This window comes from Salmonella sp. A29-2 (genome assembly GCF_020150755.1).
GTDB classification, from domain to species: Bacteria; Pseudomonadota; Gammaproteobacteria; order Enterobacterales; family Enterobacteriaceae; genus Salmonella; species Salmonella enterica.
Map to the genome: position 1 here is coordinate 3193507 of NZ_CP083731.1, position 14644 is coordinate 3208150.

Annotated in this window: 13 protein-coding genes; 9 read left to right on the forward strand and 4 right to left on the reverse strand. The window is 53.1% G+C overall.

The window, feature by feature from the left end; translation table 11 throughout:
* Positions 1-119 precede the first annotated feature (119 nt).
* The 9 genes from corC to hscC all read left to right on the forward strand — a co-directional run bounded on the left by corC (position 120) and on the right by hscC (position 10195).
* Entirely contained in the window at positions 120-998 is an 879-nt protein-coding gene (corC, locus tag K8W53_RS15650) for a CNNM family magnesium/cobalt transport protein CorC (protein ID WP_001278615.1), read from the forward strand.
* Between the two features lie 19 nt (positions 999-1017).
* The gene (lnt, locus tag K8W53_RS15655) at positions 1018-2556 is read left to right on the forward strand and encodes an apolipoprotein N-acyltransferase (protein ID WP_001550099.1); all 1539 of its coding nucleotides are present in this window, start codon (positions 1018-1020) and stop codon (positions 2554-2556) included.
* Positions 2557-2910: 354 nt separating this feature from the next.
* Positions 2911-3819 (forward strand): amino acid ABC transporter substrate-binding protein, encoded by a 909-nt coding sequence (locus tag K8W53_RS15660; protein ID WP_001518176.1) that lies wholly within the window; start codon positions 2911-2913, stop codon positions 3817-3819.
* A gap of 159 nt (positions 3820-3978) precedes the next feature.
* The gene (gltJ, locus tag K8W53_RS15665) at positions 3979-4719 is read left to right on the forward strand and encodes a glutamate/aspartate ABC transporter permease GltJ (protein WP_000020930.1); all 741 of its coding nucleotides are present in this window, start codon (positions 3979-3981) and stop codon (positions 4717-4719) included.
* The gene (gene gltK / locus K8W53_RS15670) at positions 4719-5393 is read left to right on the forward strand and encodes a glutamate/aspartate ABC transporter permease GltK (RefSeq protein WP_000272802.1); all 675 of its coding nucleotides are present in this window, start codon (positions 4719-4721) and stop codon (positions 5391-5393) included. Before gltJ ends, gltK begins: the two co-directional genes overlap by 1 nt.
* On the forward strand, positions 5393-6118 hold the full coding sequence (gene gltL, locus K8W53_RS15675) for a glutamate/aspartate ABC transporter ATP-binding protein GltL (RefSeq protein WP_000631369.1): 726 nt from the start codon (positions 5393-5395) through the stop codon (positions 6116-6118). The genes gltK and gltL overlap by 1 nt, the downstream gene beginning before the upstream one ends.
* 116 nt (positions 6119-6234) lie before the next feature.
* Complete coding sequence (gene rihA / locus K8W53_RS15680) at positions 6235-7170, forward strand: pyrimidine-specific ribonucleoside hydrolase RihA (RefSeq protein WP_001207430.1); 936 nt, start codon at positions 6235-6237, stop codon at positions 7168-7170.
* A gap of 31 nt (positions 7171-7201) precedes the next feature.
* Entirely contained in the window at positions 7202-8440 is a 1239-nt protein-coding gene (locus K8W53_RS15685) for a hypothetical protein (RefSeq protein WP_023223959.1), read from the forward strand.
* A gap of 75 nt (positions 8441-8515) precedes the next feature.
* Complete coding sequence (gene hscC / locus K8W53_RS15690; protein WP_000368035.1) at positions 8516-10195, forward strand: molecular chaperone HscC; 1680 nt, start codon at positions 8516-8518, stop codon at positions 10193-10195.
* Between the two features lie 21 nt (positions 10196-10216).
* Here hscC and K8W53_RS15695 read toward each other — a convergent pair whose 3' ends face one another.
* The 4 genes from K8W53_RS15695 to K8W53_RS15710 are packed head-to-tail and all read right to left on the reverse strand — an operon-like array spanning position 10217 to position 14521.
* Complete coding sequence (locus K8W53_RS15695) at positions 10217-11680, reverse strand: J domain-containing protein (protein ID WP_052939235.1); 1464 nt, start codon at positions 11678-11680, stop codon at positions 10217-10219.
* On the reverse strand, positions 11677-12372 hold the full coding sequence (locus K8W53_RS15700) for a DUF1266 domain-containing protein (protein ID WP_058654718.1): 696 nt from the start codon (positions 12370-12372) through the stop codon (positions 11677-11679). The genes K8W53_RS15695 and K8W53_RS15700 overlap by 4 nt, the downstream gene beginning before the upstream one ends.
* Positions 12373-12383: 11 nt before the next feature.
* On the reverse strand, positions 12384-13817 hold the full coding sequence (locus K8W53_RS15705; RefSeq protein WP_023223957.1) for a J domain-containing protein: 1434 nt from the start codon (positions 13815-13817) through the stop codon (positions 12384-12386).
* Positions 13814-14521, reverse strand: coding sequence for a DUF1266 domain-containing protein (locus tag K8W53_RS15710; protein ID WP_023223956.1), 708 nt, complete (start codon positions 14519-14521; stop codon positions 13814-13816). The genes K8W53_RS15705 and K8W53_RS15710 overlap by 4 nt, the downstream gene beginning before the upstream one ends.
* Positions 14522-14644 lie beyond the last annotated feature (123 nt).

Sequence of the window (14644 nt, forward strand, 5' to 3'; positions counted from 1 at the left end):
TACATTCATGCCTTTTGTAGCCCTGATAAGCGTAGCGCCATCAGGCAAAACATGCCGTCACAGCTGAGTATACGCATGACGAGCTTTGTATTAACTAACATGAGAACCCATACGACGCCATGAGCGACGACAATTCACACAGTAGTGACACAGTAAACAGTAAAAAGGGATTTTTTTCCCTGCTACTCAGCCAGCTTTTCCACGGGGAACCTAAAAACCGCGATGAGTTGCTGGCGCTGATCCGTGATTCCGGGCAGAACGAACTTATCGATGAAGATACGCGCGATATGCTCGAAGGCGTAATGGACATCGCCGACCAGCGCGTTCGCGATATTATGATCCCGCGCTCCCAGATGATTACCCTGAAACGCAATCAGACGCTGGACGAATGTCTCGATGTTATCATCGAGTCCGCCCACTCGCGTTTTCCGGTGATCAGCGAAGATAAAGATCACATTGAAGGGATTCTGATGGCCAAAGATTTGCTGCCGTTTATGCGCAGCGATGCCGAAGCCTTCAGCATGGACAAAGTGTTACGCACCGCGGTTGTCGTACCGGAAAGCAAACGGGTTGACCGTATGCTCAAGGAGTTCCGCTCCCAGCGCTACCATATGGCCATCGTTATCGATGAGTTTGGCGGCGTTTCCGGCCTTGTGACTATCGAAGACATCCTCGAACTGATTGTCGGTGAAATTGAAGATGAGTATGACGAAGAAGACGATATCGACTTCCGTCAGCTTAGCCGCCATACCTGGACGATTCGTGCGCTGGCGTCGATTGAAGACTTCAACGACGCTTTCGGCACCCACTTCAGCGATGAAGAGGTCGATACCATCGGCGGGCTGGTGATGCAGGCGTTCGGCCATTTACCGGCCCGCGGCGAAACCATTGACATTGATGGTTACCAGTTCAAAGTGGCGATGGCCGATAGTCGTCGTATTATTCAGGTGCATGTCAGGATCCCGGATGACTCGCCCCAGCCAAAACTGGACGAATAACAGCAATAGTGGACTAAAAATGGCATTTGCCTCGTTAATTGAACGCCAGCGTATTCGCCTGCTGCTGGCGTTATTATTCGGCGCCTGCGGAACACTGGCTTTCTCTCCGTATGACGTCTGGCCCGCAGCGATAGTGTCGCTTATCGGGCTGCAGGCCTTAACGTTTAATCGCCGCCCGCTCCAGTCTGCCGCCATCGGCTATTGCTGGGGACTCGGACTTTTCGGTAGCGGGATTAACTGGGTTTATGTCAGTATCGCGCAGTTTGGCGGCATGCCGGGCCCAGTTAACGTTTTTCTGGTGGTGCTGCTTGCAGCTTATCTCTCGCTGTATACCGGACTGTTTGCCGGGATTTTGTCGCGCCTGTGGCCAAAAACCAACTGGCTGCGCGTCGCTATCGCCGCGCCTGCAATATGGCAAATCACCGAATTTTTACGCGGCTGGGTGCTGACCGGCTTCCCCTGGCTGCAATTTGGCTATAGTCAGGTCGACGGCCCGCTAAAAGGCCTGGCGCCGGTAATGGGCGTCGAAGCGATCAACTTTCTGCTGATGATGATCAGCGGCCTGTTAGCGCTGGCACTGGCGACGCGGAACTGGCGTCCGCTGGCTGTCGCCGTGATTCTGTTTGCTTTGCCCTTTCCGCTACGTTATATCCAGTGGTTTACGCTGGAACCGGCCAAAGCGACCCAGGTATCGCTGGTGCAAGGCGATATCCCGCAGTCGCTGAAGTGGGACGAAAACCAGCTACTGAATACGCTAAAAATTTATCTCAACGAAACCCGCCCAGAGTTAGGCAAATCACAGATTATTATCTGGCCTGAGTCGGCGATTCCGGATCTCGAAATCAATCAGCAGCCCTTCCTTCGTTCGCTGGACGAAATGTTACGCGAAAAAAATAGCACGCTGATCACCGGTATTGTCGATGCGCGTCTCAATAAACAGAATCGATACGACACCTATAATACGATTATTACGTTGGGCAAGGATAATCCATACAGTTATGACTCGCCCAATCGCTACAATAAAAATCACCTTGTACCCTTTGGCGAGTTCGTTCCGCTGGAATCTATCCTGCGTCCGCTGGCGCCGTTCTTCGATCTGCCCATGTCCTCCTTTAGCCGCGGCCCTTATATCCAGCCGCAGTTACATGCGCACGACTATAAGCTGACGGCGGCAATCTGTTATGAAATTATTCTTGGCGAACAGGTGCGGGATAACTTCCGCCCGGACACCGACTATCTGCTGACGATTTCTAACGACGCCTGGTTTGGTAAGTCCATTGGCCCGTGGCAACATTTCCAGATGGCGCGGATGCGTTCGCTGGAACTGGCGCGTCCGTTGCTGCGCAGTACCAATAACGGTATTACGGCGGTGATTGGCCCGCAGGGCGAAATCCAGGCGATGATCCCGCAGTTCACACGCCAGGTACTGACCACCCACGTCACGCCAACCACGGGGTTAACTCCCTATGCCCGTACCGGCAACTGGCCGCTATGGGTACTGACCGCGCTGTTTGCTTTTGGCGCGGTAGTGATGAGTCTGCGACAACGACGGAAATAATCTCTCCCCAGGCCGGATAGCGCTTCATTTATCCGGCCTGAAAATTCTCCTTTATCCCCCATTCTGGCACGTCTATTGCTTTGTTAAACATGGCAAACCTGTTCTGGCTGCTTGTGCAACCTGGTCGCACCAAAATCGATCATCGGTAGCACCTGAACGGTGCAATGTAGGATTTTTGCCTCTGAACGGTGCGGCGCACTTCGCAAAAATAAACAATATCGCAGCAAAATATTTACAACAAGCCACACTAAATGTTAACAAACACACATAACACTGCACGCGAAAGTTGCAGGCAATAACAACATCACAATAGCTATCAATGCGTCGACGGCGCAGATGATAAAGGAGTTGGATATGCAATTACGTAAGCTAACCACAGCAATGCTGGTCATGGGACTGTCTGCGGGCCTTGCGCACGCAGAAGATGGCGCGCCTGCCGCTGGTAGCACCCTGGACAAGATCGCTAAAAATGGCGTGATCGTCGTCGGGCATCGCGAATCTTCTGTGCCCTTTTCTTATTACGACAACCAGCAGAAAGTGGTCGGCTATTCCCAGGACTACTCCAACGCCATTGTGGAAGCGGTAAAAAAGAAACTTAACAAGCCCGATCTGCAGGTGAAGCTGATCCCGATCACCTCGCAAAACCGTATTCCGCTGTTGCAAAACGGAACCTTCGATTTTGAATGTGGTTCAACGACTAACAACCTTGAGCGCCAGAAACAGGCCGCCTTCTCCGATACGATTTTCGTCGTCGGGACGCGACTGCTGACTAAAAAAGGCGGCGATATTAAAGATTTCCCGGATCTGAAAGGCAAAGCGGTCGTCGTCACCTCCGGGACGACCTCTGAAATTCTGCTGCATAAGCTTAACGAAGAGCAAAAGATGGGGATGCGTATTATTAGCGCGAAAGACCACGGTGACTCGTTCCGCACTCTGGAAAGCGGCCGCGCCGTCGCCTTTATGATGGATGACGCGCTGCTGGCTGGCGAGCGCGCCAAAGCCAAGAAACCGGATAACTGGGAGATTGTCGGTAAACCACAGTCCCAGGAAGCCTACGGCTGTATGCTGCGTAAAAACGACCCTGAGTTTAAAAAGCTGATGGACGATACCATCGCTCAGGCGCAAACCTCCGGCGAAGCGGAAAAGTGGTTTGATAAGTGGTTTAAAAATCCGATCCCACCGAAAAACCTGAACATGAATTTCGAGTTGTCTGACGAGATGAAAGCCCTGTTCAAAGCACCGAATGATAAAGCGCTTAACTAACTAAAACTAAATGGGACGGGACTCCTGTCCTCTCGATTGTCGCTCAGCACGGACAGACTATAAGCCTGATGGTCGTTCCCCATCGGGCCTGAAGCCGCAAATCGCCGGGCAACAATCTTCGAGGGTAGCGCTGCTACCCTTTTTTTTCGGAGTAGATGTATGTCAATAGACTGGAACTGGGGTATTTTTTTACAGGAAGCCCCCTTCGGCAATACAACCTATCTCGGCTGGCTATGGAGTGGTTTTCAGGTCACCGTAGCCCTTTCGATTACCGCCTGGATTATCGCTTTCCTGGTAGGATCTATTTTCGGCATTTTACGTACCGTTCCCAACCGTTTCCTCTCTGGACTGGGCACGTTGTACGTAGAACTGTTCCGTAACGTGCCGCTGATCGTGCAATTCTTCACCTGGTACCTGGTGGTGCCTGAACTGTTGCCGGAAGATCTTGGCATGTGGTTTAAGGCGGAACTCGATCCCAATATTCAGTTTTTCCTCTCCTCAATGATCTGTCTGGGACTGTTTACCGCCGCCCGTGTTTGCGAACAGGTACGCGCTGCGATTCAGTCTTTGCCTCGCGGGCAGAAGAACGCGGCGCTGGCGATGGGGCTAACGCTGCCGCAGGCTTATCGCTATGTCCTGCTGCCGAATGCCTATCGCGTTATCGTGCCGCCAATGACGTCAGAGATGATGAACCTGGTGAAAAACTCGGCCATCGCGTCAACCATCGGTCTGGTGGATATGGCAGCGCAGGCAGGCAAACTGTTGGATTACTCGGCGCACGCCTGGGAATCCTTCACCGCCATTACGCTGGCCTATGTGCTGATTAACGCCGTTATCATGCTGGTCATGAGCCTGGTTGAACGCAAAGTCCGCCTGCCGGGCAACGTGGGGAGCAAATAATGTACGAATTTGACTGGAGTTCGATTATCCCCTCACTGCCTTACCTGCTGGCCGGGTTGGTCATCACGCTGAAGATCACCGTCACCGCCGTTGTCGTGGGGATAGTCTGGGGAACCATTCTGGCCGTCATGCGCCTCTCAAGCTTTACCCCTATCGCCTGGTTTGCTAAAGCGTATGTTAACGTTTTCCGTTCCATCCCGTTGGTGATGGTGCTGCTGTGGTTTTATCTGATTGTACCCGGCTTTCTGCAAAACGTGCTGGGACTATCGCCGAAAACCGATATCCGCCTGATCTCCGCGATGGTGGCATTCTCCATGTTTGAAGCGGCCTACTATTCCGAGATTATTCGCGCCGGTATTCAAAGTATTTCCCGCGGGCAGTCCAGCGCCGCGCTGGCGTTGGGGATGACCCACTGGCAGTCGATGAAGCTCATTATTCTGCCGCAGGCGTTTCGGGCGATGGTGCCGCTGTTGCTTACGCAGGGCATCGTGCTATTTCAGGACACCTCTTTAGTTTATGTACTCAGCCTGGCGGACTTCTTCCGCACCGCGTCGACTATCGGCGAGCGTGACGGTACTCAGGTCGAAATGATTCTGTTCGCTGGCGCCGTTTATTTTGTTATCAGCCTGAGCGCGTCGTTGCTGGTCAGCTATTTGAAGAAAAGGACAGTTTAATGATTACCCTGAAAAATGTTTCAAAATGGTATGGTCACTTTCAGGTGCTGACCGATTGTTCAACAGAAGTGAAAAAAGGTGAGGTGGTAGTAGTCTGCGGGCCATCGGGTTCCGGTAAATCCACGCTGATTAAGACCGTCAACGGTCTGGAACCGGTGCAAAAAGGCGAAATTACCGTTAACGGCATTATTGTGAACGACAAAAAAACCGATCTGGCGAAACTGCGTTCCCGCGTGGGCATGGTATTCCAGCACTTCGAGCTGTTTCCCCACCTGTCGATCATCGAAAACCTGACGCTGGCGCAGGTGAAAGTGCTCAAGCGCGATAAGGCCGCCGCCCGCGATAAAGGCCTGAAGCTGCTGGAGCGCGTTGGCCTGTCTGCACATGCCAACAAGTTCCCGGCGCAGCTCTCCGGCGGTCAGCAGCAGCGCGTGGCGATCGCCCGCGCGCTATGTATGGACCCCATTGCCATGTTATTCGATGAACCGACTTCCGCGCTCGATCCGGAAATGATCAACGAGGTACTGGACGTAATGGTCGAGCTGGCGAACGAAGGGATGACCATGATGGTGGTGACGCACGAAATGGGCTTTGCCCGTAAAGTGGCTAACCGGGTGATCTTTATGGATGAAGGTAAAATCGTCGAAGATTCGCCAAAAGAGGAGTTCTTCGCTAACCCCAGTTCCGATCGCGCAAAAGACTTCCTTGCGAAAATCCTGCACTAATCTTCCCGGCGCGCATGTCAGAGTGCGCGCTATCTCACGCTTTACCGCTTCGCTTCTCGAAACGTATCCAGCCGGGCGTTAACCTTGTCACAAAGTACCGCTTACAAGGAGCCACAATGGCACTGCCCATTATTATTGATTGCGATCCGGGTCATGATGACGCGATCGCCCTCGTTCTCGCCCTCGCCTCCCCTGAACTGGAAGTGAAAGCGATCACCTCTTCCGCCGGTAACCAGACGCCGGAGAAGACCCTGCGCAACGTGCTGCGGATGCTGACACTGCTCAAACGCCCGGATATTCCGGTGGCGGGCGGCGCGGTGAAACCTCTCATGCGCGAACTGATTATCGCCGATAACGTTCACGGCGAAAGCGGCCTCGACGGCCCGGCGCTGCCCGAGCCGTCATTCGCCCCGCAAAGCGGCACTGCCGTTGAGCTGATGGCAAAAACGCTGCGTGAGAGCTCACAGCCAGTCACCATCGTCTCCACTGGCCCACAGACCAACGTGGCGCTGCTGCTGAATAGCCATCCGGAACTGCATACGAAAATCGCCCGCATTGTGATCATGGGCGGCGCAATGGGATTGGGTAACTGGACGCCCGCTGCGGAATTTAATATTTACGTCGACCCGGAAGCGGCAGAAATTGTCTTCCAGTCAGGCATTCCGGTGGTGATGGCCGGGCTGGACGTCACCCATAAGGCACAGATTCACGCCGCCGATATCGAACGCTTCCGCGCCATTGGCAACCCGATTTCCACCATCGTCGCCGAACTGCTGGACTTCTTTATGGAGTACCACAAAGACGAAAAATGGGGATTTGTCGGCGCGCCGTTGCACGACCCGTGCACTATCGCCTGGCTGCTGAAACCCGAGATTTTCACCACCGTTGAGCGTTGGGTTGGCGTGGAAACCCAGGGGAAATACACCCAGGGGATGACGGTGGTGGATTATTATTTCCTGACGGGGAATAAGCCGAATGCGACGGTGATGGTCGATGTAGACCGCCAGGGATTTGTCGATTTGCTGGCGGAACGGCTGCAATACTACGCATAAAGCGCAAAGTAGAATCCAGGGATGAACAGCGATGTTTTGGCGTAACAATAGACCTGAAATTAGCCTGCTACAGCACGATGTAGCCCATATAACGTTTTCAGTACGTAACGGAAAAGCATTGCTTCGTCCCTGCGTTATCCACGATCCCGACTCTTACGCCGGTATTCATACACTCTCCTGGCATGGCTCGCCGCTGATTCGTTTTTACACTGAAGCCTGGTGCCCAACCTGCGCAGAATTTGTTTATGCCGGTTTTAGCAATGATGATGAAGGCGCCGCGCAGTTTTTATCCTCACTTGCCGAGTGGAATCAGCCAGGAGTCGGGTTGAACGAAGCATTTACCGCCCTAACGCCGCTGTTTTCACTCTTTGCCGATGGCTATTACCGGCTGGAAGAACGCGAACTTTATCCGACGGATGGCAACGGGCATTTTTTCTGGGCGGTGGGTAACGAAAAACAACCGAATCCCGCGACCACAGGGCAGTGGATTGCTGACGTGGACTATCACTACCAGTCCGGCGAACCCTGTTTTTTACTGCCAGGCCAGCCCCCATCGCGATTTAACCCACAACGCGCCGGGTATTACCGCGATAAGCCAGAGAGCCACGCGCTGGCCTGGTATATGAATGACAGCTGGCTTTGCGTCCTGCTTGATGGTCACCATAAAGCCACCGCCGCCGCGCTGGAAGGCCGGCCCGTGAAGACCTGGGTCATCAGCCAGCCGGTGGCGATGACATGCTACGAGACGCGACAGCAATACCTGCGATTTTATGACGGCGCGCGCCTGGAAGCAGCCCAGTTTCAGCGCCGCATCCCCCTGAAAATACAGTACGAAAAACTACCGCCATCCCTTTGGGAGGATTACTTTACTCGCCATGACGGACGTTATACCCGCGTCAACTGGCCGAACGCATTGGCTAACTGCGCAACGCATTATCCCGATCTTGCGGCCTGCGCAGATATTATTGCCGCAGGCGATCTGAGCGAGGCCGGCCTCAACAAAATCATGGCGCAAGGGATCACCGAAGAGGGATTTCCCGCCGTACTGTTACGCGCGCTGTTTTATACCCATTCTCCCTTGTTGATTGATTTTGTCCGTTTTCTGACTCGCGCACCCGGTTATGCCTGCCACTACCCGCTGGCGTTTCGTTTACTGGCCCAGAAACGCACGCCACAGGCCGATGCTTTTTTCCTCGATTTCGCCATCAATGATGACGGCGAGCGCCCGGAGTTGACGAACATTATGGATGAATACTTTCGCCAGGCGTGACATTGATAAAGATCACCACGCCAGAGGGTGGTGTTCTTTATTCTATAAACTCTCTTTCCCGATAAATTAAACGCAATGGATAATGCAACGTTAGCGATTGGTATCGATCTCGGCACCACTAATAGTTTAATCGCCGTCTGGCAAGACGGAGCCGCACAATTAATACCTAATAAATTTGGTGAATATTTAACACCATCCATAATTAGTATGGATGAAAATAAACAAATTCTGGTGGGAAAACCTGCCGCAGCCCGTAAAACATCTCATCCAGATAAAACCGCTGCCTTATTTAAACGCGCAATGGGCAGTAATACTCACTGGCATTTGGGTGAAGAGTCGTTTAATGCGCCGGAATTATCTTCGCTGGTTTTACGCTCGCTGAAAGAAGATGCGGAAGACTACCTTCAGCAGCCAATCAAGGATGTCGTGATCTCGGTTCCAGCTTATTTCAGCGATGAGCAGCGGAAGCATACACGCCTTGCCGCTGAGCTTGCGGGGTTAAACGCCGTGCGCTTGATCAATGAACCCACGGCGGCGGCAATGGCTTATGGCCTGCATACGCAGCAAAATAGCCGTTCGCTGGTTTTCGATCTGGGGGGCGGAACCTTTGATGTGACCGTTCTGGAATACGCTACGCCGATTATCGAAGTTCACGCCTCCGCTGGCGATAACTACCTCGGCGGCGAAGATTTCACGCATTTGTTGCTTGATGAAGTGCTGAAACGCTGGAACCTCGATAAATCAGCGCTGACGGATAGCGATCTGGCTGCGCTGTATGCCTGTGTTGAAGCCGCAAAATGCGCCAGCAGCTCCCCGCTGCGCATGAGCTGGCTTTATCAGGAGAGCGTTCTGGAAAGCACGTTTTATGACGATGAGCTGGAAGCCCTGTGGCTACCGTTGCTCAACCGGCTGCGCACGCCCATTGAGCAGGCGCTGCGCGACTCCCGACTCAAACCGGAGCAAATTGACAGCCTGGTGCTGGTCGGCGGCGCGTCACAGATGCCGCTGGTGCAACGCATCGCGGTGCGCTTATTCGGTAAATTGCCCTATCAAAGTTACGATCCCAGCACCATCGTGGCGCTTGGCGCCGCAACTCAGGCCGCCTGTCGCCTGCGCCATGAAGACGTTGAAGAGGTGATCCTCACGGATATCTGCCCCTACTCGCTGGGCGTGGAAGTCAACCGACAGGGAGTGCCTGGTATTTTCTCGCCCATCATTGAACGCAATACCACCGTTCCGGTGTCAAAAGTGGAAACGTACTCCACCATGCACCCTGAGCAGGACTCTATTTGCGTCAGGGTATACCAGGGCGAAAGCCATAAGGTGAAAAATAATATCCTGATCGATTCTTTTGACGTCATGCTGAAGCCGAACGGGCACATTCAGGCCATTGATATTCGTTTTAGCTACGATATTAATGGCCTGCTGGAAGTTGACGTGCTGCTGGAAGACGGCAAGAGTGAATCCAGAATCATCAGTCACAATGCCACCTCACTGACGACGCAGCAAATCGACGCCAGCCGCGAGCGCCTGCAGGCGCTGAAAATTTATCCCCGCGATATGCTGATTAACCGGACGTTTAAAGCACAGTTAGAGGAGCAGTGGTCACGCGCGTTAGGCGATGAGCGCGAAATGCTGGGGGAGATTATTACCGATTTCGACGCGGCGCTGCTGTCTAATGATATGCAGCGCGTCGATGACGTGCGCCGTCGCGCCTGCGAATATCTGGGTATTGACGAGCCGAAAGCGCCGTAACGGCGCTTTCACTGCCCCTGTTCAGAAAAAATGGAAGAATCGATTTAACGCGCAGACAATCAACGCGATCAAACCGACAATCTTCATGATTTTCATCACCCCGCCAGATTCCGCCTGACGGGGTGCTTCGGTTTTCGCTTCAGAAGACAATTTTTTCTCAGCCGCCAGCCTGAGCTCTTCCGCCAGCTCCTTTTTGTCGCGAATATCGCCTGGCTTCATGGCAATTTTAGATGACAATGCCTGCGTTATCAGCGCCTCCAGCGGACAGGATTGCCCCTCCTCCAGCCGGATCAGCAGACGAAAAAAGGGCTTTTCTTTGGGAAACGCCTCCAGCACCACCTGCTCCGCCGTCCGGTACAGATCCAACAGCGGCGTTTCGGGTTCTCCCTGGGTACTCAGCCGTGAATTTGCCCACGCCATCGCTTTTCGCTTATAAAACAGGGAGTCAACAAATGAACGCCCCAGCGGTGATAACCTACCGCTGTGCAAAATGTCGGCCCACAGTAAACGCGTGCGCGCACTTTCACCGGGGACATATTCGGCATCCGCCATACAGCGCGCTTCGATCGCCATCACCGCCAGCGGGAAGAAATCAGGCCGGTGCTGGCGGCACCAGCCCAGCAACAGGTCGTCCGCCTGCGTGGAGGGGTAACGCTGCCAGAAATCGCAAAGATCGGCCAACAGGCTTTCTCCTTCGCCGCAGAGCAAACGCTGTTTGCAAAGGTAATAGTGCGCATCTTCGTTATCCGGCTCCGCGGCCTGCCAGCGACGAGCAATATCGACCAGTTCGGCCATGCCCCACTGCTCGGCGCTAAACCAGTGTAATAGTTTACGATGCAGCTGTTTATCATCGGGAATTATCCAGGCTCCCTGAACCTGCAGAGCATCGGCAAAATGTTCGGGATAAAAGCGCCAGATACGCTCAAGCTTAAAAAAGTAGGCGTCAGTTTGGTCTTGAACAACAAGAGGCAATTTGGCCAGACTTAGCAGATCAAACGCATCGCCCCGCTTTACGGTCTCCAGAAATGCTTCCAGATCTTCTCCATCAGCATCATCTTCTGCTTCCTGCGGCTGCCAGTTCAGACGCTGCGCCAACAATGCCAGGCAAGACAGCGAGATCGTTTCCGTTTTCATGGCGATATCGCACAATTGCCAGCGCAGCTTATCTATCTCATCCATTGAACACTGGTTCAATTGCTGAATAAATTTCTGCCATGCCGAGGGCTGAAAGCGATCGCGCTCTGATGCCAGCAATTCCCTGAACGCCACCAGTATTTCATGTTCGTCGCCCACCTCTTCCGTTTTTGCGTCCTCCGCAGGCGAGGCGGCCCAGTGCTGCGCTTCTTCATAGGCCTGGCGCAATCGCTTAAAACCCTGCGGATCGCTCTCAGGGTGGAATGAGGGCAACAGGGCAAGATAAGCCTGACGGATACATTCCAGATCGGTGGTAGGTTCAATGCCCAGGATTTCCCAACAGATATTCATAAATCGCTCACTCCTTTAAGCGTTTCCGGGCATGTCGGTTGTTCGCTGAGCGGACGCCACGGTAGCTGCGCATAATAACTCTCTGTCGTAGAGGCCAGTTCATTAAACATCCGCGCGCCTGAAGCGTCGTACTTTAGGTGAGCGAAATATGCCTGTATGGTGTCCCCTTTAGCCTGCCAGTACAGCCGACCCAACGAATAGGCGGCAAAATATTGCGTCCAACCGTCGTAAAAATAGTACGCCCGCGCATAGATACGCGATTGCAGCCACAGGCTTTCCTCTTCCGTCAGCCATTGATTCAACACCCCCATCCGGCATAAAAACCCCATACGCACATAGTCCCAGGCTTTAATGCCTCCGCACCCGCAGCATAGTGCGGTTTCGGCAACAAATCGCGCATAAATCTGGCCCTGCTCGCCAAACTGCGCGGTAAATTCGCGCCATTGACGAGGAGATAGCGTAAACCAGCGGATATAAAAGGGAGCCAAATCTGCCGCATGACCATCGTCCGTCATCCGATAGATGGTTTGAATAAGATCTTCACGGTTATCAATCCCCCATGAATCGGAGAGATCGACAGCAGGAATTCCGGTATACATTGCTGGAGAGGTATGCGAAGGCTCATTGCCGATATATAGCACCTCCATCGGCGTGGAGAGCGCAAAAAGTAAATATTGTTCTTCCTTGTCCATATTCGATATCCCTAATGCATAAACTGGCGTAATACATGGCCGACAACGCCAATAAATAAAATGATTTTAATCACCTGCCAGAGGCCAAAGCCGCCGCCAGATTCCTCCGTACTCGGCGAAGTCACCGTCGTCACCGGTTCTTCATCTGCGACTACAGCTTCACACGGTGTGGCGACAGCCGCAGCCCGCCCCAGCAACCCGCGAATAACCAGCGCTTCCAACGGGCAGATATCCGGCGCATCAAGCTTCGTTACCAGACTCTGTAACAATGCCGCTGACGGCTCCTCGGCGCACGCCAGGCTATCCGCCACCTGATACAACAGCCAGTATGGATGCTGGCTATGCGCCTCACTCACCGCTGGCGCGCCATAATTCAAACGCCGCGCAATAAAACTTTCGCTTAGCGGCGATAATGCGCCGCTGTGCAGCGCCTCGGCCCACAGCAAACAGGTACGCGCGCTTGAGCCGGGAATATACAGCAACGATTCGCCATCGATATCCACCTGTTCACGCCCCTCAACCGCCATCACCAGCAGCGGGAAAAAGTCCGGTCGATGCTGACGGCACCAGCGCAGCAACAGATCGTCAAGCTGGGTAGAAGGATGCGCCCACCACTGCGCGTAAAGTTCTGGCAGCAGGCTATCGCCTTCACCGCAAAATACGCGCTGGGCTAAGTAGTAATAACCCGGCGTTGCGTTATCGGGTTCGGCTTCCTGCCATGCCAGGGCGACAGGCAGCAGCTCCGCAATACCCCAGTGCAAGGTGCTGAACCAGCGTAACAGACGTCGTTGAAAGCGTAGATTGTCCGGGATAATCCAGGCGCCGTGCTGGGCCATAAGTTGGGCGAAATAGAGAGGATGCTCGAAAAAGGTGCTGTCCAGGGCATCATAAAAAGCAATGGTCTGGTTTTGTACCGTCACTGGCAAATGCAGCAATAGAGAATAATCAAACAGGTCGCCACGGCGGATTTCAAACAAAAGATCCTCCACCTCCTCGGCATCGACATCTCGATTATCACTCCCCTGTTCCCAAGCCAGGCGATCTGACAGCAGTTTCAGACACGAGTACGAAACAGGAAAGGTCTTCATCGCGATAGCGCACAGCCACCAGCGCGATTTTTCGACCTGTGAAATCGATAATTTATTGATCTGTTGGATAAACTCCTGCCATGCCTGCGGCTGAAAGCGCCGTTCGCCATCCGCCAGCAAATCACCGAATATCTCCCTGAGATAATTCACCCACGGGGTATCGGGATCCTCTTCAACCATCGTTATGGCGGGAGATTTCGTAAACCGCAATGCGTATTCATAGGCTTCTCGCAATTGCTTAAAACCCTGCGGATCGGTTTCCGGATGAAATGACGGCAGCAGCGCCAGATAAGCCTGACGAATGGCGTCGGTATCCGTGGTGGCCTCAATGCCAAGGACTTGCCAACAGGTTTTCATAGATCGCTCACCTCCTGAAGCGTGTCCGGGCATTCAGGGTAATGGGGCAGGTAGCGCCACGGCAGCGTGGCGTAAAAACTGTCCTTCCCGGCGATCAGCTTATTCATCATACGTCGCCCCGCGTCATCAAACTCCTTACGGGCGAATGTCTCGCGTAGCAACGGTAGGTTATCGCCATTCCGTAACTGCCAGTACAAACGCCCGGTGTAATAAGCGCTGAAATATTGCAACCAGCCGGAATAATAGCTGAGCGCACGAAGCTGTATCCGCGACTGCAGCCACAGGCTCTCCTCTTCCGTCAGCCATTCATTGAGCACGCCCATGCGGCAGAGAAACCCCATCCGCACATAATCCCAGCTACGAATACCACCTTCGCCGCAATACACGGCGGTATCAGCGACGAATCGGGCATAAATGCGATCTCCCTCATCCAGCGCGTCGGTATACTCCTGCCACTCCTGCGGCGCATACCTAAACCAGCGGCGATATAGCCATTCCAGTTGTGTGGCATGACCGTCATCCGTCATGCGGGAAATGGTCTGAAGCAGTTCATCGCGATTTTCAATACCCCACGACGATTCAAGATCGAAACGTTTTACACCTAAATACATTTTCGGTGACGAATGTGAAGGTAAACAGTCCTCGTTCAATACTTCCATCGGCGAGGAAAGTGCAAAGAGTAAATATTGTGATTCTTTATCCATAATAAATCGCCAAAATATATTCACACCACAAATAAAAACGCAATTGAAAACTAAAATAGAGTACAACAAAGCCAAATCGCAATATATTATTAATCTAAAAAACAATGGCGGGATAAATTAAAA

What these genes read in the sequence shown, in the direction of transcription:
- corC (WP_001278615.1), top strand. Translation starts at nt 120, where the DNA reads ATGAGCGACGACAATTCACACAGTAGTGACACAGTAAACAGTAAAAAG.
- lnt (WP_001550099.1), top strand. Translation starts at nt 1,018, where the DNA reads ATGGCATTTGCCTCGTTAATTGAACGCCAGCGTATTCGCCTGCTGCTG.
- K8W53_RS15660 (WP_001518176.1), top strand. Translation starts at nt 2,911, where the DNA reads ATGCAATTACGTAAGCTAACCACAGCAATGCTGGTCATGGGACTGTCT.
- gltJ (WP_000020930.1), top strand. Translation starts at nt 3,979, where the DNA reads ATGTCAATAGACTGGAACTGGGGTATTTTTTTACAGGAAGCCCCCTTC.
- gltK (WP_000272802.1), top strand. Translation starts at nt 4,719, where the DNA reads ATGTACGAATTTGACTGGAGTTCGATTATCCCCTCACTGCCTTACCTG.
- gltL (WP_000631369.1), top strand. Translation starts at nt 5,393, where the DNA reads ATGATTACCCTGAAAAATGTTTCAAAATGGTATGGTCACTTTCAGGTG.
- rihA (WP_001207430.1), top strand. Translation starts at nt 6,235, where the DNA reads ATGGCACTGCCCATTATTATTGATTGCGATCCGGGTCATGATGACGCG.
- K8W53_RS15685 (WP_023223959.1), top strand. Translation starts at nt 7,202, where the DNA reads ATGTTTTGGCGTAACAATAGACCTGAAATTAGCCTGCTACAGCACGAT.
- hscC (WP_000368035.1), top strand. Translation starts at nt 8,516, where the DNA reads ATGGATAATGCAACGTTAGCGATTGGTATCGATCTCGGCACCACTAAT.
- K8W53_RS15695 (WP_052939235.1), bottom strand. Translation starts at nt 11,680, where the DNA reads ATGAATATCTGTTGGGAAATCCTGGGCATTGAACCTACCACCGATCTG.
- K8W53_RS15700 (WP_058654718.1), bottom strand. Translation starts at nt 12,372, where the DNA reads ATGGACAAGGAAGAACAATATTTACTTTTTGCGCTCTCCACGCCGATG.
- K8W53_RS15705 (WP_023223957.1), bottom strand. Translation starts at nt 13,817, where the DNA reads ATGAAAACCTGTTGGCAAGTCCTTGGCATTGAGGCCACCACGGATACC.
- K8W53_RS15710 (WP_023223956.1), bottom strand. Translation starts at nt 14,521, where the DNA reads ATGGATAAAGAATCACAATATTTACTCTTTGCACTTTCCTCGCCGATG.